Here is a 22268-nt window from a genome sequence, read left to right on the forward strand (position 1 = left end):
CGATGACTCGAAACTACCCCGCGCGGCCGGCCCTGTACACCCGGGCGGGCGCCCGCTACACTGCCATGGCACCCGAATACGGAGAGCCCGATGGAACGCGAAAGCATGGAATTCGACATTCTCGTCATCGGCGCCGGTCCGGCCGGGCTGGCCGCGGCGATCCGGCTCGCGCAACGCGCGCGCGAGGCCGACCGTGAACTATCGGTATGCGTACTCGAAAAAGCGCCCGAACCCGGGGCCCACACCCTCTCCGGTGCGGTCATGGACCCGCGCGGACTCGACGCGCTACTCCCCGGCTGGCGCGAGCGAGCGCCGCAGGTCACCCCTGCGACGGAAGACGAGTTCCTGTTCCTCGGCGCCAACACGGCGCGACGCGTACCGCATGCACTGCTGCCGGCGTGCTTCCAGAACCAGGGCAATCTGATCGTGCGTCTGGGCCATCTGGTCAAGTGGCTGGCCGAGGAAGCCGAGGCGCTGGGGGTGGAGATCTACCCCGGCTTCGCCGCCGCCGACCTCGTCTTCGCCGAGGACGGGGCGGTACGCGGCGTACTCACCGGCGACCTGGGACGCACGCGCGATGGCGAGCCGGGCCTGGGCTTCGAGCCCGGCATGGAATTGACTGCGCGCTACACGCTGTTCGCCGAGGGCTGCCGCGGTCACCTGGGCAAGCGGCTGGAAGCGCACTTCGGTCTGCGCGAAGGCGCAGACCCGCAAACCTACGGCATCGGCATCAAGGAATTGTGGGAAGTGCTTCCGGACCACCACCGCCCGGGGCGGGTCACACATACGGCCGGCTGGCCGCTGGCGAACGACACCTACGGCGGCGGATTCATCTATCACCTCGACGACGGCCTGGTGGCCACCGGCTTCGTCGTCGGATTGGACTACACCAATCCGTGGCTCTCACCGTTCAACGAGTTCCAGCGCTTCAAGACGCATCCGGCGCTGCGCCCGATCTTCGCGGGCGGCCGGCGCATCGCCTATGGCGCGCGCGCCATCGCGGCAGGCGGACTGCAGTCGCTGCCGAAAACCGTCTTCCCCGGTGGCGCGCTGATCGGCGACGACGCGGGCTACCTCAACGCGGCGCGCATCAAGGGCATCCATGCAGCCATCGAATCCGGCATGCTCGGCGCCGATGCAGCCTTCGAGGCGGTGTGCGCCGATCGTCACGGCGACGAGCTGGACGCTTATCCGGCCGCCTTCCGCGACAGTGCCCTGCATGCCGAACTTGCGCGCACACGCAATTTCAAGCCGCTGATGAAGCTGGGTCTGGTCGCCGGCTCGCTGGCCTTCGGCATCGACCAGCTGGTGTTGCGCGGACGCGCGCCGTGGACGCTGCACAATCGCGCGGATCACACCAGTCTGCGCGATGCCGCCGTCTGCCCTCGCGTCGACTACCCGGCGCCGGACGGCCAGGTCAGCTTCGACCTGCCCTCGTCGGTATTCCTGTCCAACACCAACCACACCGAGGACCAGCCCTGCCACCTGCGTCTGCAAGACGCGACCGTGCCGATCGCGCTCAACCTCACACGCTACGCGGCGCCCGAGCAGCGCTACTGTCCAGCCGGCGTCTACGAGATCGTGGAAGACGCCGCCGGCCCACGCCTGCAGATCAACGCCGCCAACTGCGTGCATTGCAAGAGCTGCGACATCAAGGATCCGGCGCAGAACATCGAATGGGTACCGCCCCAAGGCGGCGAAGGGCCGATCTACTCGGGCATGTAGGCCGGCCCCATGCGGCTTCAGCGCATGTGATGCCCGTGACCACCGCTCGGGCGATGGCTGAGCGAACGCACCGGCGCGGCGACCTCGAGCGACTCGCGCGTGCCGTCGGCGTACTCGATCGTCAGCGTCAGTGCCACTTCGCCGCCTTCGGACAAGGGCGCGACCAGATCCATCAGCATCACGTGATGACCACCTGGCGCGAGCGTCACGACCTCGCCGGCCGGAAGGTCGACCGCCTCGATGCGGCGCATGCGCATGATCTGGCTTTCCATCTTCATCTCGTGGATCTCGACAACACCGGCTGCCGGCGACGAGGCCCCGACCAGACGCGCATCCTTCGACGCGGTCAGCATCATGAACGCGCCCGAGGCTTTTTGCTGGGCGACGGTAGCACGCACCCAGGGCTCTTCGATCTGGACGCCGGCCAACACGGGAGCCGACAGGATGGCGAGCGACAGGGATGCGACAAATAGCTTCTTCACGGAATTTCCTCCTCGAAACAGGGAATGCAGGCCGCCGCGCATGACGGCGGACGCAAAAGCATGGGGCAACGGGAGCACGCGCCGCAATCCGGGCACGTGGGCAAGCTCAGCCGATCGCCGGAGGCGCGCGCGCCTGCGCAGGCGAACGCGCATCGAGGGGGAAATGCGCCGATGTGTGCGGTGCGGGAGTGCGAAGCACGCCTTCGACGAGGCGCACCAGCGGCCCGTTCGTCGGCTCGGCGTAATCGTCACTCGCCGGAATCAGGCAAAGCGCGCAATGCGCGCTGAGCAAGCCCGCCCTGCCCGGGGCCGAATCGTCCGCGGCGCCGCGCAATTGGACACCATCGGGCGTACACACCTCGACCCAGTCCGGGTACGCAGCCGCAGCCGCGACACCATGGCCAAGCCCGGGCAGCAAGGCGGCCGCGAGCACCGCGCACAGCGCGAAACGGGAGATGAGGCGCAGGAAGCGGGAAGACAGGCGCATGCGGTCGAGAGCCTTAGCGGATGGTGCGATCTTACCCGATCACCCCGCCCCGCGACATCGGCCGATACGAAAAGCCCGCCACCGGACCGGCTCCGGTGGCGAGCTCTGGAACCAAGACAGGGGGGCGAATCAGATGGCGGCCTGTCCGGTGAACAGCGAGATCACCAGCAACACGAGGAAGATGAAGAACAGCACCTTCGCGATGCCGGCCGCCGTGCCGGCGATGCCCGTGAATCCGAGCACCCCGGCGACGAGAGCGACCGCCAGAAAGATCAGGGTCCAGCTAAGCATGCGGAACCTCCGTCGATCAGTTGGTCATGCGATCGACGGCGTTGTCGATCTCTTCACCGGCTTCCTCGGCCGGTCCGTCCTGCTCGATCGCGTCCTTGACATCCTCGACCGCCTGGTCGACCTTCGCGCCGGCCTTCTCGGCGGGGCCCGGTTCGTCGCAGCCGACAAGCATGGCGAACGGAAAGAGCATTGCAATCGTCATCAGACGAAAATCGACTCGCATGAACGTTCTCCTTGGGTTGAGACAGCGTCATCCTAGCAGGACCGTGCGGCGCGCCACACGTGGCTTACATCCCGAAGGAACAAGTCCGATCACGCTTACATTTCGTCAAGACCCGATTCATCCCAGCCAGACGCGCGCGTTGCGGAACATGCGCGCCCACGGCGAATCCTCGCCCAGCGATTCGGGCGCCCAGCTCATCTGCACCGTGCGGAAGCTGCGCTCCGGGTGCGGCATCATGATCGTGAAGCGTCCGTCGGGCGTGGTGAAGCCGGTCAGACCGTCCGACGAGCCGTTGGGGTTGGCCGGGTACTTCTCCGCCACGGCGCCGCGGTTGTCGACGTAGCGCACGGCGGCAATCGCCCCCGCGCGATCGGCGTCGGAAGAGAACACCGCCCTGCCCTCGCCGTGGCTCACGACGATGGGCATGCGGCTGCCCGCCATGCCGGCAAACAGGATCGAAGGGCTCTCGACGATCTCGGCCATCACGAAGCGCGCCTCGAACTGCTCGCTGCGGTTGCGCTGGAAGGTCGGCCAATGCGCCGCACCGGGAATGATTTCGGCCAGATGCGCCATCATCTGGCAGCCGTTGCACACGCCCAGCGCGAAGGTGTCGTCGCGCCCGAAGAAGGCCTCGAAGCCGGCACGCAGCTGCGGATTGAACAGGATGGACTTGGCCCAGCCCTGACCGGCGCCGAGGACGTCGCCGTAGGAGAAGCCGCCGCAGGCGGCCAGGCCGTGGAAATCGGCCAGATCGCGGCGACCCGCCTGCAGGTCGGACATGTGTACGTCGAAGGCGTCGAAGCCGGCACGCTCGAAGGCGGCGGCCATCTCGACCTGCGAATTGACGCCCTGCTCGCGCAGAATGGCGATCTTCGGGCGCGCGCCGGTATTGATCATCGGCGCAGCCACGTCGTCGGCCGGATCGAAGGAGAGCGCCACGGACAGGCCGGGGTCCCCGGCGTCGGCCAGCGCCTCGAATTCCTCGCGCGCGCACTCGGCGTCGTCGCGCAGCGCGGCGATGCGGTGGCTGGTCTCGGACCAGGCCTGCAGCAGTTCGGCGCGCGGCGCCTCGAACACCAGTTTGGCGTTGCGGCGGATGCGCAGCGCGTCCGTGTCATTCGGCTCGCCGATGAAGTGGCAGGCCAGACCCGCTTCGCGCAGCACGCCGGCCACGCGGGAGCGGTCGTCGCGGCGGATCTGCACCACCGCACCCAGTTCCTCGGCGAACAGTCCTGCGAGGATGCGGTCGGTGAAGCGGCCCTTGAGGGTGTCGGGCTGCTTGTCGAGGCCGTCCACGTCGTTGGCCTGCGCGTCATAGCACACGGTGTCGAGCACGATGGACAGACCGCACCTGGAGGCGAACGCCATCTCGCACAGCGTGGCGAACAGGCCGCCGTCGCTGCGGTCGTGATAGGCCAGCAGCAGGCCGTCCGCGCGCAGCGACTGTATGGCCGCGAAGAAGGCCGCGAGACATTCTGCCGACACGTCCGGCGCGCTCTCGCCGACCGAGCCATATACCTGCGCCAGCGCCGAGCCGCCGAGGCGGTTGGCGCCATCGCCGAGATCGATCAGCAGCAGTTCGGTTTCCACGCCCTGCTCCAGCCGCAGTTGCGGCGTGAGCGTGCGGCGCACGTCGGCCACCGGCGCAAACGAGGTCACGATCAGCGACAGCGGCGCGACCACCTGTTTGTCTTCGCCGTTCTCGTTCCAGGCGGTGCGCATGGACAGCGAATCCTTGCCCACCGGAATCGACAGCCCCGCGTCCTGGCAGAAGCGCGAGACGGTGGCGACGGTGTCGAACAGCCGCGCGTCCTCGCCCTTGTGGCCGGCCGCGGCCATCCAGTTGGCGGAGAGCTTGACCTGACCCAGCTCGGCGATGTCGGCCGCAGCGATGTTGGTGATCGCCTCGCCCACCGCCATGCGGCCGGAGGCCGGCGCATCCAGGCAGGCCAGCGGGGTGCGCTCACCCATCGCGAAGGCCTCGCCCTTGTAGCCGTGAAAATCCAGTGACGTGACGGCCACATCGGCCACCGGAATCTGCCACGGGCCGACCATCTGATCGCGCGCCGTGAGGCCGCCCACCGAGCGGTCACCGATGGTGATGAGGAAGTTCTTGCTCGCCACCGTCGGCAGACGCAGCACGCGGAAGGCGGCTTCCGCGAGATCGATGTCGGTCAGGTCGAAGGGCGGCAGATGCACGGCGCGGCGCGAGACTTCGCGCGTCATCTTCGGCGGCTTGCCGAGCAGCACCTGCATTTCCATGTCGACCGGCTTGTTGCCGAAGTGGCGGTCAGTGACGGTCAGGTGGCCGTCATCGGTGGCCGTGCCGAGCACGGCGAAGGGGCAGCGCTCGCGCTCGCAGATGGCGCGGAAGTCGGCCAGACGCTCGGGCGACACGGCCAGCACGTAGCGCTCCTGCGACTCGTTGCTCCAGATCTCGCGCGGGCTCATGCCCGGCTCCTCGATGTGCACTTCGCGCAGCTCGAAATGCGCGCCCAGCTTGGCCGAATCGGCCAGCTCCGGCATGGCGTTGGAGAGCCCTCCGGCGCCGACGTCGTGGATCGACAGGATGGGGTTGGCCTCGCCCTGCTGCCAGCACGCGTCGATCACTTCCTGACAACGGCGCTGGATCTCGGGGTTGCCGCGCTGCACCGAGGCGAAATCCAGATCGGCGGTGTTGGTGCCGGTCGCCATGCTGGAGGCCGCGCCGCCGCCCAGACCGATCAGCATGCCGGGACCGCCGAGCTGGATCAGCAGCGTGCCGGGCGCGAACTCGATCTTGAAGGACTGCTGGTCCTGGATGTTGCCCAGGCCGCCGGCAATCATGATGGGCTTGTGATAGCCGCGCACCTCGCCCTCGACGGCCTGCTCGAAGGTACGGAAATAGCCGGCCAGATTGGGGCGGCCGAATTCGTTGTTGAACGCGGCGCCGCCGAGCGGCCCCTCGATCATGATGTCCAGCGCCGAGGCGATGCGCTCGGGGCGGCCAGTGGCGCTCTCCCACGGCTGGGCGAAGTCGGGGATGTTGAGGTTGGACACCGAGAAGCCGGTCAGGCCGGCCTTGGGGCGTGAACCGCGGCCGGTCGCGCCCTCGTCACGGATCTCGCCGCCGGCACCGGTGGCCGCGCCCGGGAAGGGCGAGATCGCGGTCGGGTGGTTGTGCGTCTCGACCTTGGTGAGGATGTGGGTCAGTTCGCGGTGATAGGTCCAGCGGCCGTCGGCGTCCGGATACAGACGGTCGCCCTCGGCACCCTCGATGATCGAGGCGTTGTCCGAGTAGGCCACCACCGTGCCTTGCGGATGCGCCTTGTGCGTGTCGCGGATCATGCCGAACAGGGTCTTGTCCTGCGGCTGGCCGTCGATCACCCAGTCGGCGTTGAAGATCTTGTGACGGCAGTGCTCGGAGTTGGCCTGCGCGAACATCATCAGCTCGACGTCGGTCGGGTCGCGGCCGATGCGGGTGAAATTGTCGACGAGGTAATCGATCTCGTCATCCGACAGCGCCAGCCCGAGTTCGGTATTGGCGGCTACCAGCGCGGCGCGCCCGCCCTCGATCACGCCGACGGTGGTCAACGGCTGCGGTTCATAGTGGTGAAACAGCGCGTCGGCCTCATCGAAGGTCGTCAGCACCGACTCGGTCATGCGGTCGTGCAGCAGCGGCGCGAGCGCCTCGCGGTCGCGCTCGGCGAGCGACTTCACGCCGGCGAACAGCCAGGCCGTGCCGCGCTCGATGCGCACGATCTTGTCGAAGCCGCACTGGTGCGCGATGTCGGTGGCCTTGGACGACCACGGCGAGATCGTACCCAGACGCGGCACGACCAGCAGCATGGGTTCGGCGCAGTCGTCGGCCACGGCATCGGCCCCGAGCAGTTCGATCAGACGCGATTGTTCATCGCCCGACAGCGACGCCGTCAGCTCGATGAAATACCAGTGCAGAGCAACCACCGAGCGGGCTGCCGGCAGGGCTTGCGCAAAGGTGGGCTGAAGTCGGTCGAGACGGGCGGGAGACAGCGCGGCGCGACCGCGCAGCTTGAGGATTTCGGCCATGAAAACGGGTACCGGAAAAGGTCATCGGCGCGCCACCTTCGGCGCGCCATCAGGAACTCGGGATTATACCCGAGGCCGACCTCCCGCCCCGTGGGGGCCGAGAAGCGCGATCAGCGCGTCGCGGCCGCGCTGCGCTCCTTGACGCCCTTCTCCGACGGCTCGTTCTCGCCGTCGCGCAACGCGGCGGGGCGCGAGGCACGCGGCTCGCTGATCGGACGCGGCTCGATGCCCGGAGAACCCGCCGGCGCGGGCTCGACGCGCGCCGACGCGGTCCGCAACACCGGCGCGGCGGCCGCCGCTGTGCCGGCTTCCGATGCCGCGCTCGCACCACGCCGGGCGTCCGCCGACTCGACCTCGTGCACACGCATCAGCTTGCCGTCGACGGTGGCACCGCAGTCCATCTGCAACTGGCGATAGCGCAGGTTGCCGGTCACGTTGGCATTCGACTGCAGTTCGAGGAAATGTTCGACGTCAATGTCGCCGCAGATCGTACCGTTGATGACCGCATCATAGGCCTGGACCTTGCCGGTGATGCTGCCCTTCTCGCTGAGCACCACCAGCCCCTTGCCTCCGGGCTTGCCGATGACATTGCCTTCGATGCTGCCATCGACGCGCAGGCCACCGGAAAAATGCACGTCGCCGACGATGTGCAGGTTGTCGGCGATCAGGCTGGAAAGTTTCGCGACCTCGATGGCGCCCTTCTTCTTGCTGCCGAACATGGATCCACCCCCTTGTGACGGGTCAGTTGCCGCGCGGACGCACCGCGGCGGACTTGACGAATTCGAGTTCCTCGCGCAACTGCTTGTGCTGCTCGGTGAGCACGATCAGCTGGCGTTCGAGCTCCGCACGCGTCACCGACGACAGTTCCAGATCGAGCAGCGCGCGTTCCAGCTCGGCCTGAGTGCCTTCCAGTTCCTCGCGCAGGGCCTGGTTGGTGTCGACGAGCATCGCGGTGCGCACGTCGGACAGCCGCTGCATGGTCAGCTGGAAAATGATGGCTCCGACGGAGGCCGAGACCAGCAGCAGCAGCATCCAGCGACGCCGCGAGCGGCGCACCGTGTGCTCGGTCGTCAGCGTGATGCGCCCGGCCGACAGGGCGTGACTGAGCGAACGCTTGCGGGTGGCCATCGTCGTCGCCGGTCAGAACTGCGCGAGATAGACTTTCGGGTCGATGAAGCGACCGTCGCGCAGGATCTCGAAGTGCAGGTGCGGACCGGTCGAACGCCCGGTCGAGCCGACCCTGGCGATCTGCTCGCCGGGCATCACGACCTGACCGACCTTGACGAGGACTTTCGAGGCGTGGGCGTAGCGCGTGACCAGCCCGCCTCCGTGATCGACCTCGACCGTATTGCCATACGCCCGGCGATAGCCGGCGAAGATGACGCGACCGCCCGCGCTGGCGTGGATCGGCGTGCCCGGCGGCGCCGGATAGTCGATGCCGCTGTGGAAGGCGCGCTTGCGCGTGAACGGGTCGATGCGGTTGCCGAAGGACGAGACCACCGCACGACCGCGCACCGGCTCGCGGCCGGGTCGGGCCATGTGCTGCAGATTCAGCGCGACCACGGTGCGGTCGAGCTCGGCGATCAGGTCGGTGATGCGTTCGATGCTCGATTCGATCTGCTCGAGCCCGTCACCCAGTTCGACCGAGCGCGATCCGTTCGGGAGCAGCGGAACCGGCAGCGGCTCGACGCCGTCGGGCCTGAACAAAGGGCCACCGGCGGGCGAGCCCGGCGGCGTCTTGGCGACACGCCCTGCCTTGGGTTCATCGACATCGGCGCGATCGCCGGCCTGCTTGATCAGCCCGATGCGAAAGGCCAGATCCATGGCCTCGGCTTCGAGTTGCATCATGCGGCCGGAGAGTTCGCCGAAACGATCGATCAGCAGCCGGTTGTCGGTGGTGGACTCGTTCGCCGCACCGGCCCTCGTCACAGGCCGGGGTTCGGCATTCGCAGACGCAAAAAGGGCCGGCCCTTCACGACCGACCCCATATCCGACTGCAATGCCCGCCGCCAGCACGAGCAGCGTGACCAGCGATGCGATGCCGACGACCGCACGCATGCTCAGCGTGCGCGGCTTCGAACGGGTCAGCGCGCTGGCGGAAAGAATGACGAACGCCATCCATGTCCTCCACGTGATGGACGCATGCCGAAATATCGGCAGGGCATTATCCGGAGTGCCGCAAGTGGCGGATTTGTAACAAACCGCATTTGCCGCAACAAAAAAACCGACGCCAGTCTAACACCAAAAAACCACGTCACCGCAAGCGGCTTCGGCGTCTCACGATGAGCGCGGTCACGCGGGGAAGGACGGCCCCCTCCCGCGTCCCTGCGGCAAGCCGCTCAGGCGCGGCGATGGGCGGCCAGGGCCAGCCAGGTGTCCACCACGGTATCCGGATTCAGCGACAGGCTCTGGATGCCCTCGTCCATCAGCCATTCTGCGAAATCGGCGTGATCCGACGGCCCCTGCCCGCAGATGCCGACATACTTGCCTGCCTTGTTGCAGGCGCGGATGGCCATGGACAGCAGCATCTTCACCGCGGGGTCGCGCTCGTCGAAGGCGTTCGCCACCAGTCCCGAATCGCGGTCCAGACCGAGGGTGAGTTGAGTGAGGTCGTTGGAGCCGATGGAAAAGCCGTCGAAGCGCTCGAGGAAGGCGTCGGCCTGCAGCGCATTGGAGGGGATCTCGCACATCATCACCAGCCGCAGGCCATCGCGCCCGCGCTCGAGACCGTTGCCCGCGAGCAGCTCGATCACCGCATCGGCCTCGCCCAGCGTACGCACGAAGGGGATCATGATCTCGACATTGGTGAGCCCCATGTCGTTGCGCACCTTCTTGAGCGCAGCGCATTCCATCTCGAAGCAGTCGCGGAAGTCCGGCGCGATGTAGCGCGAGGCCCCGCGAAAACCGAGCATGGCGTTCTCTTCCTCGGGCTCGTAGATCTCGCCGCCGAGCAGCTTGCGATACTCGTTCGACTTGAAGTCCGAGGTGCGCACGATCACCGCCTTGGGCCAGAACGCCGCGGCGATGGTGGCGACACCCTCGGCGAGCTTGTCGATGTAGAACTGGCGCGGGCTGGCGTAGCCGCGCGAACGACGCTGAATCTCTTCGCGCAGGCTCGCCGGCACGCGCTCGATGTCGAGAATGGCCTTGGGGTGGATGCCGATCATGTTGTTGATCACGAACTCCAACCGTGCCAGGCCGACGCCGTGGTTGGGAAGCTGCGCGAACTCGAAGGCCAGCTCGGGGTTGCCCACGTTCATCGTGATCTTCAACGGGATGTCGGGCAGGTTGCCGGTATCGGTTGAGACCACTTCGAACTCGAGCTTGCCGCGGTACACATGGCCGGTGTCACCTTCGGCACACGAGACCGTGACCTCGCTGCCCTCTTCGAGCACCTCGGTGGCGTTGCCGCAGCCGACGATGGCCGGAATGCCCAGTTCACGCGCGATGATCGCGGCATGGCAGGTGCGTCCGCCGCGGTTGGTGACGATGGCCGAGGCGCGCTTCATGACCGGCTCCCAGTTGGGGTCGGTCATGTCGGTCACGAGCACGTCGCCGGGTTGCACGCGACTCATCTCGGTGGCGCTGGCGACCACCCGCACCGGGCCGTGACCGATCTTCTGGCCGATCGCGCGTCCGTGCGTGAGCGCCTTGCCGTACTGCTTGAGGCGGTATTTCTCCATGCGGTGCGCCACGTCCTGCGACTTCACCGTTTCGGGGCGCGCCTGCAGGATGTAGAGCTTGCCGTCCTCGCCGTCCTTGCCCCATTCGATGTCCATCGGGCGGCCATAGTGCTGCTCGATGATCACCGCGTAACGCGCCAGCTCGAGCACCTCCTCGTCGGTCAGGGAGAAGCGGTTGCGCTCCTCGTCGGAGACGTCGACGGTGCGCACCGACTTGCCCGCCTGGCGCGCGTCGGTGAACTCCATCCGGATCAGCTTGGAGCCGAGGCTGCGGCGCACGATGGCCGGCTTGCCTTCGGCGAGCTTGGGCTTGTGCACGTAGAACTCGTCCGGGTTGACCGCGCCCTGCACCACCGTCTCGCCCAGACCCCAGGATGCGGTGATGAACACCACGTCGGCGAAGCCCGACTCGGTGTCGATCGTGAACATCACGCCGGAAGCACCGGTATCCGAGCGCACCATGCGCTGCACGCCGGCCGACAGCGCGACCACGTCGTGGTCGAAACTCTTGTGAACGCGGTAGGCGATGGCGCGGTCGTTGTACAGTGAGGCGAACACTTCCTTGATCGCGTGAAGGATCTCCTCGTAGCCGTGTATATTCAGGAAGGTTTCCTGCTGGCCCGCGAACGAGGCGTCGGGCAGATCTTCGGCGGTCGCCGAGGAACGCACGGCGAAGCTGCCCTCGCCGTCGGCCGTGAGCGCCTCGTAGGCGCTGCGGATCTCCTGCTCCAGGCGCTCGGGGAACGGGGTGTCGACGATCCAGCCGCGGATCTTCGCGCCGACTTCCGCGAGCGCGACCACGTCATCGACGTCGAGCGCGGCGAGCGCCGCGCGAATGCGTTCGGCAAGCCCCTGATGGGCGAGAAACTCGCGGTAGGCGTCGGCCGTGGTCGCGAAGCCCCCGGGCACGCGCACGCTGTCGGGCAACTGGCTGATCATCTCCCCCAGGGAGGCGTTCTTGCCACCGACCTGCTCGACGTCGGTCATGCGCAGTTCGGAGAAGGGGATGACGTAGCGGGCCATGACGGGATCCTCGCGAGACGGTTGGAATCGGAACTTGCGGCGATTCTATTGCGCTTTGCTGCGGTGCACTACTGTAGAGTCCCGTATTGACTCAGGTCAATTTTTTCTGAAGCGAACGATGTCGAATCCCGCCCGGCGCACCGCCTTCTTCATCTCCGGCAGTACCGGCATCACCGCCGAGACGCTCGGCCACAGCCTGCTCACGCAGTTTCCGGACGCCAAGGTCCACGGGGTGCGCCTGCCGTTCGTGACCGACCGCGAGCGCGCCCAGGACTGCGCGCGCCAGATTCGCGCAGCCGCCGAGCGCGATCGCGTGCGCCCGATCGTGTTCAGCACGCTGGTCGACCCGCAGATCATCGACGCACTGCGTGTGGCCGACGCACTCTACATCGACCTCTTCGACCAGTTCATCGGCCCGCTCGAGAGCGAGCTGCAGATGCAGGCGTCGCACATCGCCGGCCTGTCCCACGGGATGGCCAGCAGCGGCAACTACCAGGCACGCATCGAGGCAATCAACTATGCCATGGCCCACGACGACGGCGTCTCGTCGGACAACGGGCTCGACGCCGCCGACGTCATCCTGGTGGGCGTATCGCGTTCCGGCAAGACGCCGACCAGCCTCTATCTGGCAATGCAGTTCGGCATCAAGGCCGCGAACTATCCGCTGATTCCGGAAGACTTCGAGCGCAACCGTCTGCCCGGCGCGATCGCCCCCCACCGCGGCAAGCTGTTCGGCCTCACCATCGCGCCCGAGCGCCTCGCGCTGATCCGCGAGGAGCGGCGCCCGGGCAGCCAGTACGCCTCGCTGCCCAACTGCAGACACGAGACCACCGCGGCGCAGAAGATGATGCGCCGCGAAGGCATTCCCTGGATCGACTCGACGACCAAATCGATCGAGGAAATCTCCGCTACCATCATGCAGGCCATCGACCTCGAAGGTCACGCCTGGTGACCCGTTCATCCGCCCCCGGCATGGCGCCGCGCGGCAGGTTCATGTGAAGGACACAATGAAGAGAAACCGACAGAAGCGTCGCGGCGGCATCGGCCGCGACACCGAACACCTGATCTGGCTCGCGACCGGCCTGGCCGAATCGGGCAGCCTCGCCGAAGACCGCTGGTGGGATCGCCAGCTGGTCGACACCGTCGACGGCCTGCTCGCCGAACATGACGAGGAAGCGCTCAACACCGCGCTCGACCACCTGTATGCCAAGAACGCCCGCGGCTACGAGGAACTGGCCGACTTCATCGAATCGCGCGCCGAGACCGGCGGACGCATCGACGACGCGCACGACGTGCTGCTCATCGGCGCGCCGATTCTCGCGTGGTCGCGTTTCCGCATTCCGGCCAACGCCATCCCGCCGGCGGTGCTCGCCAATCTGCGCGTACACCTGTCGGCCCACATTCTCGCCTCGGACGCCAAGCTCGCGCTCGCCGACTACCTGTTCAGCCCGGACCAGCTGCCGCGTGGCTATTGCGCCACGGCCGAGTTCGCCGCCGCGCTGGGTCGCGCCGCGCTGGCCGGCAGCGACCTCAAGATCGAGACCGAAGGCATGCCCGACACCGCGCACTTCCTGTCGGACACGCGCTATCTGCTGGCCGCCATCGCGGTACCGCGCGACAAGCCCTTCTTCGCCTGGCAGCAACCCGGCGACAGCCGCGACGACGCACTCGACCGCTGGCGCAGCCAGGGCGGCGCCTGTCTGGCCCCGCTGCTGCCCGGCTGTGCAACCGAAGTGGTGTTGCCCGAGGCCTATTTCGCTGCCAGCCGCGAGGCCGACCGCGAAAGCCGACCCTACGCGATCCGTGCCTCGGTAGCCTTCCTCGGCGCCGAGCTGGAGACGCCAGCGACCAACCTGCGCGCGGTCATCGCGCCCTTCCACGATCGCGAACTCGAGGAATACCGCATCGGCTTCTCGCGACGCGACGACGACACGGCGGTGGTGCACGGCGTGGTGTGGCCGCTGCTCGGCGCCGAAGACGAGAACGCCGACATCCCGGCACAGATCGAGGCCGTGCTGCGCGACTGCGGCGTCGCCGACATCGTCTATCTCGACCACCGCTTCCCGCTGGAGTACTGCGACGACTGCGGCGCACCGATGTATCCGTCGGCCGACGGCGAGACCGTACACGCCGAGATGCCCGACGAGCACGGCGAACAGACCCCGCGCCACCTGCATTGAACGGAGCCGACGACATGAACCGCAAGGTCGAAAAGCCGGACACCGAATGGGCCGAGCAACTCACGCCGGAGCAGTTTCGCGTCACGCGCTGGAAGGGCACGGAACCCGCCTTCTCCGGCGAGTACTGGGATCACTGGAAGGCCGGCGAATACCGCTGCGTGTGCTGCGACGCCCCGCTGTTCCACTCCGAGCACAAGTTCGACGCCGGCTGCGGCTGGCCGAGCTTCTGGATACCGGCGGCGCCGGACAACGTCGAGGAAGAACGCGACACCTCGCACGGCATGTTGCGTACCGAAGTGCTGTGCGAACAGTGCGGCGCGCATCTGGGTCATGTCTTCGAGGACGGACCGCCACCGACCGGCCTGCGCTATTGCATCAACTCGGCCTCGATCCGATTTCGCGCGAACGACGCGAAGGACTGAACGATCGCCGGCTGGCTTCAGCGCCCGTGCCAGTATCGCGGATGGCGTTCGCGCCATGCCGACACCTCGACCCCGCGCGAATCCACCTCGACGAGGATCGCCCCCTGGGCGTCCGTGCGCCAGTTGCGCGCGCCGGCCCGCGCCCAGCGCGACCACACGTCCGGGTGCGGATGGCGATAGCGATTCAGGTTGCCTACCGCGTGGATCGCATGGCGCGCCCCGCTGGCCGTGACGAAGGCCGGCGCGCTCGAACCGCGGCTGCCGTGATGCGCAACGACCACGACGTCGCTCGCCAGCGCGAGTGCATCGCGTTTGGTCAGATCCCGCTCGGAGGGCGCGCCGATATCACCCGGCAGCAGCAGCGTGCCGCCGGGCGCGACCACGCGCAGCACGCATGAACCCTCGTTGCGCCGCGCCGGCCGCTCGCCTGACTGTGGATGCAGAAACTCGAAACGCACACCGTCCCACTCCCAGCCCTCGCCCGCGACGCACGGCGTCCCCGCCCGATTCAGCCCCGCGCGCCGATGCGCACCGGAGCCCAGCCACAGGTGCTCGACCGGCATTTCGCCGATCAGCGACGCTGCTCCGCCGACGTGATCGGCGTCACCGTGCGAGAGCACCAGCGCATCCAGCCGCCCCACGGCGGCCGAGCGCAACGCGGGCAAGATCACGCGCGCGCCGGCGTCGGACACCGGCCCGTACGGCGGCCCGGTGTCGAAGAGCAAGTCATGGCGCGCGGTCTGCACGTGCACGGCCAGCCCTTGCCCGACGTCGAAAACCATCGCGCGAAAGCCGTCCGCGAGCGGACGCGCGGGCGACCACACGAACAGCGGTAGCAGCGCGAGCGCCGCCGCCACCTTGCCGGGCGTGCCGCGCGGCATCAGCAGCCACAAGGTCGCCGCGACGGCACACACGAGCACGGGCAAGGGCGCGGCCGGCGCATGCCAAAGCGCGAACGGCAATGCCGCGAGCCATTCGAGGGCGGCCATCATCCAGCCGGTCACGGTGTGGGCCAGCGCGGGCAACCAGGGCACGGGCACGACGATGGACAGCAGCACCAGCGGCGCGATCACGAAGCTCACCAGCGGAATCGCGAAGGCATTGGCCAGCGGCCCGACCGCCGACACGGCGCCGAACAGCGCAAGCAGCACCGGGGCGAGCGCCAGCGTGATGGCCAGCTGGATGCGCACCGCCGAATGCAGTGCGCCGCGCTGCTCGAGACGACCGGAGGCGACGAGCACGATCACGGCGACCGCGCCGAAGGACAGCCAGAAGCCGCCCGCGAGCACCGCCCACGGGTCGAAGATCAGGACCGCAGCCAGGGCCAAGGCCAGCACGCGCCCGGGTGCGCTCTCGCGCCCGGCCGCAAGCGCCAGCGCGGCCACCGCGAGCATGATCAGCGCCCGCTGCGTGGGCAGCCCCAGCCCGGCGAGCAGCGCGTAAGCCGTGGCCGCCACCAGCCCGCAAAGCGCCGCGACGCGACGTGCCGGCACGCGCACCACCAGCCGCGGCCGACGCCGCCACAACCCGCCGGCCAGTCCGCCGACGGCCAGCGCGACCAGGGACACGTGCAGGCCCGAGATCGCCACCAGATGCCCCACCGCGGTACGGCGAAACACCTCCCAGTGTTCGCTTTCAATGCCGCGCTGATCGCCTACCGCCAACGCAATCACCATACCGGCATGCGGAGCGTCGCCCAGATCCGCACGCAGGCGCTCGCGCACCGCTTCGCGCACGCGATGCACGCCGCTCATGAATCCCGGCGCGAACTCGTCGAGCCGGGCGTTGCGCGCGTCCTCACGCACATAGCCGCTCGCACGGATACCGCGCTGCAGCAGCCAGCCCTCGTAATCGAAGCCGCCCGGATTGAGCAGACCGTGCGGCCGCTTGAGTCGCACCACCAGTCGCCAGCGCTGCCCCGCGCGGATGTCGGGCACGCGCTCGCCGCGCGACGGATACCACGACAGTCGCACGCGCGACGGCACGCCGGCATCGCTCGTCTCGACCGAGAACACGAAACGGCGCACACCCCGCTCGAGTTCTTCGGGCAGGCCATCGACGACGCCCGTCACCACCGCGTCGCGCGCCTCGGAAGTCATCGGCAGCGCCTCGGCCAGACGCCACTCGGCCCGCCACCCGGCCCAACCGGAGCCGACGGCGAACGCGGTGATGGCAAGTGCGGCCGTGCGTGCAGGGCGCGGCGCTCGCACGCAGCACAGCGCGACCCCGATCGCGACTAGAATCGTCGTCACGATCAGTGCCGCGCGTGACGGCAGCGTCGGCAGATTCTGCAGGACGAGCACACCGAACGCGAAAGCGAGGATCGACACACGCATGATGCAGGCATCATGCCGACAGCATCAAACAGGAACAAGTCGGGCCGAGCGATCGCCCGCACAAAGCCACCGTCGCAACGATGCGCAAGACCTTCAGACGCTTCCTGCCAAGCCACGAGACGGTGCACACCAACCGCTGGTTGCGACCGTTCGCGAACTCGCTGCTGCATCCGCGTCTGTGGCACCTGAATCGTCACTCGGCGGCAGGGGCAGTCGCGGTGGGGCTGTTCTGCGGCCTGATTCCCGGTCCGTTTCAGATGCTCAGCGCCGCAATCGTCTGCATCCTGGCCCGCGTCAACCTGCCGCTGGCGCTGGTCACAACGCTCTATTCGAACCCGCTGACCATCGTGCCGCTGTATTTTGTCGCCTACGTGATCGGGGTGGTCGTGACCGGCGGACAGGCGTCGGACTTCGTCGATCCGCCACCGATGGATGACATGGCCTTGAGCGTCTGGGCCATGGAACTGCTGCAGTGGAGCGTGGGGCTTGGGAAGCCGCTGGTGATCGGGCTCGTCCTGCTCGCGGGTGCGCTGGCAATCGCCGGCTATTTCGCAGTGCGCGGCCTGTATCGCTGGCACCTCATCCGCGCCTGGCGGGCACGCTCGATGCGGCGCGAACGCGAATCCGGCGGCTAGCAGGGTGATGCAGAACGTAGCGAGGATGGTCAGATGCAAGGCGCGCGGCGCACAGCGACCGAGACAACCCTGAAGGTAGGCGAGGGAGCGAGCACCACGCAACGCCGCAGATGGCCACCGCAGTAGTTTTGCATCACCCTGCTAGGCCACCAGCCGCCCGTCCTCTAGCCTCACCGTGCGCTGCGCCCGCCGTGCGAGCGCCTCGTCGTGGGTGACGATCACGAAGCTGGTGCGGTGACGTTCGTTGAGCCCGAGCATCAGGTCGAACACGGCCTCGGCCGTGCGCCGGTCGAGGTTGCCGGTGGGCTCGTCGGCGAGCACGCAGGCCGGCTCGGTGACCAGCGCGCGTGCAATCGCCGCGCGCTGGCGCTCGCCTCCGGAGAGCTCGCCCGGAGAGTGATTCAGGCGCGCGCCCAGACCCACCTCGCGCAGCATGGCGGCGGCGCGCTCGTCGGCCTGGGCGCGATCCATGCGGCGGATGTAGAGCGGCATGGCGACGTTCTCGAGCGCCGAGAACTCGGCCAGCAGGTGGTGGAACTGATAGACGAAGCCCAGCACTTCGTTGCGCTGGCGCCCGCGCTCGGCATCGCTCATCGTCGAGAAGTCGCGTCCGTTGAGGGCGACCCGTCCGTGGCTGGGCATGTCCAGACCACCGAGCAGGTGCAGCAGCGTACTCTTGCCCGAACCCGAGGCGCCGACGATGGCCAGGCGTTCGCCGCGGCCGATCTCCAGATGAACGTCGCTCAGCACCGCGAGCGCGTCGTCGCCTTCGCGATAGACCTTGCCCAGGCCCTCGCAGCGCAGCACCGGCACATTCGATTCACTCATAGCGCAGCGCCTCCGCCGGATTGACGCGCGAGGCGCGCCAGCTCGGATACAGCGTCGCCACCAGCGTGAGCACGAAGGACAGCGACACGATCGTCAGCACGTCCGCCGGCAGCACCTTCGAGGGCAGTTCCTTGATGTAGTAGATCTCCTTGTTCCACAGCGTCGCGCCGGTCACGGTCTCCAGCCACGGGATCACGATGTCCAGATTGGTCGCGAGCAGCAGGCCGCCAAGCGTACCGCCGACCAGGCCGACCACGCCGATGATCGCGCCCTGCAGCACGAAGATCGACATGATCGAGCGTGGACTCGCGCCCAGCGTGCGCAGAATGGCGATGTCCGCGTTCTTCTCCTGCACCGCCATGACCAGCGTCGACACGATGTTGAACGCGGCGACCGCGACGATCAGGAACAGGATGATGGTCATCATCGTCTTCTCCAGCTGCACGGCGCGGAAGAAGTTGGCGTGGCTGCGCGTCCAGTCGGTGACATAGGCCGGCGCGCTGATCATCGATGCCAGCTCGCGCACCACGCGCGGCGCGGCGAACAGGTCGTCGAGCTTCAGGCGGACACCGCTCACACCCTCGCCCAGGCGGTACAGCGCCTGCGCGTCGCGCATGTGGATCAGCGCCAGACCGGAGTCGTATTCGTACATGCCGGCGTCGAAGATGCCGACGATCTCGAACTGGCGCACGCGCGGCATCACCGCGGCGGGCGTGACCAGGCCCTGCGGCGCGATCAGCGTGATCTTGTCGCCCAGTTCGGCACGCAGTGCGAAAGCCAGGTCACGGCCCAGGACGACGCCGAAGCGCCCGGCCTCGAGCGCTTGCAGGCTGCCGGCACGCATGTACTGCGAAAAATCCGCGACTCCGTCCTCTTCGGCCGGCAGCACACCACGCACCATGGTGCCACGCACCTCCTGGTCGAAGGCGAGCATGCCCTGCTCCTGCACGTAGGGCGCGGAAGCGAGCACGTCGGGGTGGCGCATGGCCTCGTCGGCGACCTGCGGCCAGTCCTCGATCTCGCCCTCGTAGCCGACGACCTGCACGTGCGAGGCCACGCCGAGGATGCGCGTGCGCAACTCCTCCTGAAAACCGTTCATCACCGACAAGACGACGATCAGCGCCGCCACGCCCAGCCCGGTGCCGATCATCGACACCAGCGAGATGAAGGAGATGAAACGGTTGCGACCTTGCGCGCGCTTGCGCGAGCGGGTGTATCGCAGGCCGACGAGGACTTCGTAACGCATCCGGCTCGTTCGCGTGAAAAGGCGTCATTGTGCCGCAAGCCCGCGCACGGCGTGTGACAAGCCGTTGCCGCGCCCGGCCCGATGGGCGCTGCGTGCTAGACTGCGGCGCATTCCGCAGTCCCCTTCCCGGCCCTTTTCCGCATGTCCGTCATCCAGCCCCGACAGACGCATTTTCCGATCGTGCAGGCCCTCGTCGATGCCGGCGTGCACCCGCTGCTCGCGCGCATCTACGCCGCACGCGGCGTCAGGCGTCGTGACGAACTCGACTACACCCTCTCCGGCCTGATCCCGCCGGACGCGCTCACCGGCGCGCACGAAGCCGCGCTTTTGCTCGCCGACGCCATCGAAGCCGGCGCGCGCATGGTCGTCGTCGCCGACTACGACTGCGACGGCGCGACCGCCTGCGCGGTGGCCCTGCGCGGCCTGCGCGCAATGGGCGCGGATGTGCACTACCTGGTGCCCAACCGTTTCGAATACGGCTACGGCCTGACGCCGGCCATCGTCGAACTGGCCGCGCGCATGGAGCCCGAGCTGATCATCACCGTCGACAACGGCATCGCCAGCGTCGAAGGCGTGGCCGCCGCGCGCAGCCTTGGCATCGCCACGCTGATCACCGACCACCACCTGCCGGGCGAGGCCCTGCCCGAGGCCGACGTGATCGTGAACCCCAACCAGCCCGGTTGTGATTTCCCCAGCAAGTCGCTGGCCGGCGTCGGCGTGATGTTCTATGTGCTGCTCGCACTGCGCGCCGAGATGCGCGAGCGCGGCGTCTTCACGCAGCGGCCAGAACCCAATCTGGGCAATCTGCTCGATCTGGTGGCGCTGGGCACGGTGGCCGATGTCGTCAAGCTCGACCGCAACAACCGCATTCTGGTTTCGCAGGGGCTGGCGCGCATGCGCGGCGGACGCATGCAGCCGGGCGTGCGTGCCCTGTTCGCCGCGGCCGGACGCGACGCCTCGCGCGCGTCGAGCTTCGACCTGGGCTTCGCGCTGGGTCCGCGCCTGAACGCCGCCGGGCGGCTCTCCGACATGAGTCTGGGCATCGAATGCCTGGTCACTGACGACACCGCCCGCGCGCTCAACATCGCGCAGGATCTCGACCGTCTCAACCGCGAGCGACGCGACATCGAGCAAGGCATGCAGGAAGACGCGCTGGCGCGTCTGATGGACTTCGACCCCGGCGAGACGCTGTCGGTCAGCCTGTACGAGCCGGACTGGCATCAGGGCGTGATCGGCATCGTCGCCGGACGCATCAAGGAAAAGCTCAACCGCCCCACCTTCGCCTTCGCACGCGGACAGAACGGCGAACTGAAGGGCTCCGGGCGCTCCATCCCCGATCTGCACCTGCGCGACGCGCTCGACCTGGTGAGCAAGCGCCGACCCGAGCTGCTGCTGCGCTTCGGTGGCCACGCGGCGGCTGCAGGCGTGACCATCCGCGACACGGACCACGCCGAATTCACCGCGGTGTTCGAGGACGTGGTGCAGGAACTGCTGGGCGACACCGACATCACGCGCCGCATCGCCACCGACGGCGGACTGGAGTCGGCCTGGATGAGCCTGGACGCGGCGCGCCTGCTCGAGCAGGACGTATGGGGTCACGGCTTTCCGGCGCCGGTGTTCAGCGACGTGTTCCGCGTCGACAAGCAGCGCCTGCTCAAGGAAAAGCACCTGAAACTGCAGGTATCGAAGAACGGCCAGCGCTTCGACGCCATCCAGTTCAACTTCGCCGACGCGGCGCCGGGCCAGATCCACGCCGCCTACCGCCTGTCGGCCAACGAGTACAACGGCGTGACCAGCCTGCAACTGATGTTCGAGCACTTCGAGCCGGCCTGAATCGGGCGCGTGTTTGATCTGGATCAGTACCGGCAAAAACCATAACCATATGATGGGCTTTCCCGCAACCCAGTTGGAAAGTCCCCATGAAGAAGGTTCTGGTTCTCGCCGCGGCACTGGCCGCCGCCACGCCCGCACTGGCCCACGAGGCCGGCAGCATCATCGTCCGCGCCGGTGCGGCCCATGTCGCCCCGGATGACAGCAGCTCCAGCATCGAGGTCGGCGGCGGCGCCGTGCCCGGCACCAAGGCCACGGTCGGCAGCGACACCCAACTCGGCCTGACCTTCGCCTACAAGCTCACCGACCAAATCGGCGTGGAACTGCTCGCGGCGACCCCGTTCAGCCATCGCGTGGGCATCGGCGGCGTCGACGCGGCGCTCGGCGCGTCCGGCTTCGACGGCAAGTTCGCCCAGGTCAAGCACCTGCCGCCGACGCTCACCCTGCAGTACTACCCGATGCCTTCGGAATCGCGCTGGCAGCCCTATGTGGGCGCCGGCATCAACTACACGACCTTCTTCGACGAAAAGCTCAGCGGCGCACAGAAGGCCAACGGCTTCTCCGGCCTGAGCCTGAGCGATTCCTGGGGTCTGGCGCTGCAGGTCGGCTCCGACTACATGATCAACGACCGGCTGCTGTTCAACGTCTCGGTGTGGCACATCGACATCGACACCACCGCGCGCGCCAAGCTCGGCGGCGCCCCGGTCAAGGTCGACGTCGACATCGATCCGTGGGTGTTCATGGTGGGGCTCGGCTACAGGTTCTGAGACGCACGACCCGCCTTTCACGAACGGCCGGCCCTGCCCGGCCGTTTTTCATCGGGTCGCTTC

At 67.8% G+C, this 22268-nt stretch carries 19 protein-coding genes; 7 read left to right on the forward strand and 12 right to left on the reverse strand.

Annotated elements, in window-relative coordinates:
- Nucleotides 1-90 precede the first annotated feature (90 nt).
- A complete protein-coding gene (locus C0099_RS09185) occupies nucleotides 91-1725 on the forward strand; it encodes an electron transfer flavoprotein-ubiquinone oxidoreductase (RefSeq protein ID WP_102247160.1) in 1635 nt (544 codons plus the stop codon).
- A 17-nt stretch (nucleotides 1726-1742) separates the two neighbouring features.
- Here C0099_RS09185 and C0099_RS09190 read toward each other — a convergent pair whose 3' ends face one another.
- From C0099_RS09190 to ppsA, 9 genes are all read right to left on the reverse strand, one after another.
- Complete coding sequence (locus C0099_RS09190) at nucleotides 1743-2207, reverse strand: copper chaperone PCu(A)C (RefSeq protein WP_102247161.1); 465 nt, start codon at nucleotides 2205-2207, stop codon at nucleotides 1743-1745.
- Between the two features lie 106 nt (nucleotides 2208-2313).
- Nucleotides 2314-2694 (reverse strand): DUF2946 family protein, encoded by a 381-nt coding sequence (locus C0099_RS09195; protein ID WP_102247162.1) that lies wholly within the window; start codon nucleotides 2692-2694, stop codon nucleotides 2314-2316.
- Between the two features lie 129 nt (nucleotides 2695-2823).
- Nucleotides 2824-2985: a DUF1328 domain-containing protein gene (locus C0099_RS09200; RefSeq protein WP_102247163.1), complete on the reverse strand. Its 162-nt coding sequence runs from the start codon at nucleotides 2983-2985 to the stop codon at nucleotides 2824-2826.
- A 16-nt stretch (nucleotides 2986-3001) separates the two neighbouring features.
- Nucleotides 3002-3208, reverse strand: a complete 207-nt coding sequence (locus tag C0099_RS09205) for a hypothetical protein (protein ID WP_102247164.1) — start codon at nucleotides 3206-3208, stop codon at nucleotides 3002-3004.
- A gap of 117 nt (nucleotides 3209-3325) precedes the next feature.
- A complete protein-coding gene (purL, locus tag C0099_RS09210) occupies nucleotides 3326-7255 on the reverse strand; it encodes a phosphoribosylformylglycinamidine synthase (RefSeq protein WP_102247165.1) in 3930 nt (1309 codons plus the stop codon).
- Between the two features lie 110 nt (nucleotides 7256-7365).
- Entirely contained in the window at nucleotides 7366-7974 is a 609-nt protein-coding gene (locus tag C0099_RS09215; RefSeq protein WP_102247166.1) for a bactofilin family protein, read from the reverse strand.
- A 22-nt stretch (nucleotides 7975-7996) separates the two neighbouring features.
- Nucleotides 7997-8383: a hypothetical protein gene (locus C0099_RS09220; protein ID WP_102247167.1), complete on the reverse strand. Its 387-nt coding sequence runs from the start codon at nucleotides 8381-8383 to the stop codon at nucleotides 7997-7999.
- A 12-nt stretch (nucleotides 8384-8395) separates the two neighbouring features.
- Nucleotides 8396-9373, reverse strand: a complete 978-nt coding sequence (locus C0099_RS09225; RefSeq protein ID WP_102247168.1) for a M23 family metallopeptidase — start codon at nucleotides 9371-9373, stop codon at nucleotides 8396-8398.
- A 221-nt stretch (nucleotides 9374-9594) separates the two neighbouring features.
- Nucleotides 9595-11961 (reverse strand): phosphoenolpyruvate synthase, encoded by a 2367-nt coding sequence (gene ppsA, locus C0099_RS09230; RefSeq protein WP_102247169.1) that lies wholly within the window; start codon nucleotides 11959-11961, stop codon nucleotides 9595-9597.
- A 118-nt stretch (nucleotides 11962-12079) separates the two neighbouring features.
- Here ppsA and ppsR point away from each other — a divergent pair, with 118 nt between their 5' ends.
- Genes ppsR through msrB form a run of 3 tightly spaced genes read left to right on the forward strand, consistent with a single transcriptional unit; the run spans nucleotide 12080 to nucleotide 14563 of the window.
- Nucleotides 12080-12913, forward strand: coding sequence for a posphoenolpyruvate synthetase regulatory kinase/phosphorylase PpsR (gene ppsR / locus C0099_RS09235; protein ID WP_102247170.1), 834 nt, complete (start codon nucleotides 12080-12082; stop codon nucleotides 12911-12913).
- A gap of 55 nt (nucleotides 12914-12968) precedes the next feature.
- Nucleotides 12969-14141, forward strand: a complete 1173-nt coding sequence (locus C0099_RS09240) for a DUF2863 family protein (RefSeq protein ID WP_102247171.1) — start codon at nucleotides 12969-12971, stop codon at nucleotides 14139-14141.
- Between the two features lie 14 nt (nucleotides 14142-14155).
- Nucleotides 14156-14563, forward strand: coding sequence for a peptide-methionine (R)-S-oxide reductase MsrB (gene msrB / locus C0099_RS09245; protein WP_102247172.1), 408 nt, complete (start codon nucleotides 14156-14158; stop codon nucleotides 14561-14563).
- A gap of 17 nt (nucleotides 14564-14580) precedes the next feature.
- Here msrB and C0099_RS09250 read toward each other — a convergent pair whose 3' ends face one another.
- On the reverse strand, nucleotides 14581-16899 hold the full coding sequence (locus C0099_RS09250) for a DNA internalization-related competence protein ComEC/Rec2 (protein WP_102247173.1): 2319 nt from the start codon (nucleotides 16897-16899) through the stop codon (nucleotides 14581-14583).
- An 80-nt stretch (nucleotides 16900-16979) separates the two neighbouring features.
- Here C0099_RS09250 and C0099_RS09255 point away from each other — a divergent pair, with 80 nt between their 5' ends.
- Nucleotides 16980-17534, forward strand: a complete 555-nt coding sequence (locus tag C0099_RS09255; RefSeq protein ID WP_102247174.1) for a DUF2062 domain-containing protein — start codon at nucleotides 16980-16982, stop codon at nucleotides 17532-17534.
- 141 nt (nucleotides 17535-17675) lie between these two features.
- On the opposite strand, the gene lolD is transcribed toward C0099_RS09255, so the two are convergent.
- Together lolD and C0099_RS09265 are read right to left on the reverse strand one after the other, a co-directional pair.
- Nucleotides 17676-18362: a lipoprotein-releasing ABC transporter ATP-binding protein LolD gene (lolD, locus tag C0099_RS09260; RefSeq protein ID WP_102247175.1), complete on the reverse strand. Its 687-nt coding sequence runs from the start codon at nucleotides 18360-18362 to the stop codon at nucleotides 17676-17678.
- The gene (locus C0099_RS09265; protein WP_102247176.1) at nucleotides 18355-19608 is read right to left on the reverse strand and encodes a lipoprotein-releasing ABC transporter permease subunit; all 1254 of its coding nucleotides are present in this window, start codon (nucleotides 19606-19608) and stop codon (nucleotides 18355-18357) included. Before C0099_RS09265 ends, lolD begins: the two co-directional genes overlap by 8 nt.
- Nucleotides 19609-19749: 141 nt before the next feature.
- Here C0099_RS09265 and recJ point away from each other — a divergent pair, with 141 nt between their 5' ends.
- Together recJ and C0099_RS09275 are read left to right on the forward strand one after the other, a co-directional pair.
- Entirely contained in the window at nucleotides 19750-21441 is a 1692-nt protein-coding gene (gene recJ, locus C0099_RS09270) for a single-stranded-DNA-specific exonuclease RecJ (RefSeq protein WP_102247177.1), read from the forward strand.
- Between the two features lie 86 nt (nucleotides 21442-21527).
- Entirely contained in the window at nucleotides 21528-22205 is a 678-nt protein-coding gene (locus C0099_RS09275) for an OmpW family outer membrane protein (protein ID WP_102247178.1), read from the forward strand.
- The last annotated feature ends 63 nt before the right edge of the window (nucleotides 22206-22268 follow it).

The organism is Pseudazoarcus pumilus, assembly GCF_002872475.1.
Taxonomy (GTDB): Bacteria; Pseudomonadota; Gammaproteobacteria; order Burkholderiales; family Rhodocyclaceae; genus Pseudazoarcus; species Pseudazoarcus pumilus.